The 1,124-nt window shown below is 66.5% G+C and carries 1 protein-coding gene and 1 pseudogene; both read left to right on the forward strand.

What is annotated here, in order from left to right; all coding sequences use genetic code 11:
- Positions 1 to 500 (forward strand): annotated as a pseudogene (locus J4557_RS49050) (alpha-1,4-glucan--maltose-1-phosphate maltosyltransferase); the annotation flags it as partial.
- A gap of 56 nt (positions 501 to 556) precedes the next feature.
- Positions 557 to 1,124 (forward strand): alpha-amylase family glycosyl hydrolase (locus J4557_RS49055; protein ID WP_307800637.1); only part of this gene is annotated, 568 nt, incomplete at its 3' end.

Below are 1,124 nucleotides of genomic sequence, written 5' to 3' on the forward strand. Positions count from 1 at the left end.
TGCTCTCCCCCACCTGGGGCGTCTACTCCGGCTACGAACTCTGCGAGAACACCCCCGTCCGCCCCGGCAGCGAGGAATACCGCGACTCCGAGAAATACCAGTACCGCCCCCGCGACTGGGAAGCCGCAGACCGCGACGACACCACCATCGCCCCCCTCATCACCCGGCTCAACACCCTCCGCAACGCCCACCCCGCACTCCAACTGCTGCGGAACCTGCGCTTCCACCACATCGACCAGCCGGAACTGCTCGCGTTCTCCAAGCGGCACATGGACGACGTGGTCCTGGCGATCGTCAACCTGAACCCGCACCAGCCGCGCGAGGCGACGGTCCACCTCGACCTCACCGCACTCGGCCTCCCCGACGACCCCGACCGTCCCTTCAGCGTCCACGACGAGCTGGACGGCTCGACGTACACGTGGCGGAAGGCCAATTACGTCTACCTGGACCCGCACCTTCGACCCGCGCACATCTTCACGTTCCGGAGCAGCGAGAGTTGAGCGGACCGAACGAACCACAGCCTCCCTCCCCGACGCCCGGCCCGACGCCCGGCCCGGTGCCCAGGGACGAGCCCATCCCCGAGATCCCCCCGGACGCGGTCCCGGCGGCGTCCGAACCCGTCCCCGATGCGTTCAGCCCCGAGACGCCGCGCGATCCGCACTGGTTCAAGACGGCGGTGTTCTACGAGGTGTCGGTGCGCGGATTCGCCGACTCCAACAACGACGGCTACGGAGACCTGCGCGGCCTGATCTCCAAGCTCGACCACCTGGAATGGCTCGGCGTCGACTGCCTCTGGCTCCTGCCGATCTACCAGTCACCGCTGAAGGACGGCGGCTACGACATCTCCGAGTACACCAGGATTCTTCCCGACTTCGGAGAGCTCGGCGACTTCGTCGAACTGATCGAGCAGGCGCACGCACGGGGAATCCGCGTCATCGCCGACCTCGTCATGAACCACACCAGCGACCAGCATTCCTGGTTCCAGGCGTCGCGGACCGATCCGGACGGGCCGTTCGGTGACTTCTACATGTGGAACGACACCGACGACAAATACCCCGAAGCCCGGATCATCTTCGTCGACACCGAATCCTCCAACTGGACCTACGACCCGGTCCGCGGCCAGT

This window comes from Actinomadura nitritigenes, assembly GCF_017573545.1.
GTDB lineage: Bacteria > Actinomycetota > Actinomycetes > Streptosporangiales > Streptosporangiaceae > Spirillospora > Spirillospora nitritigenes.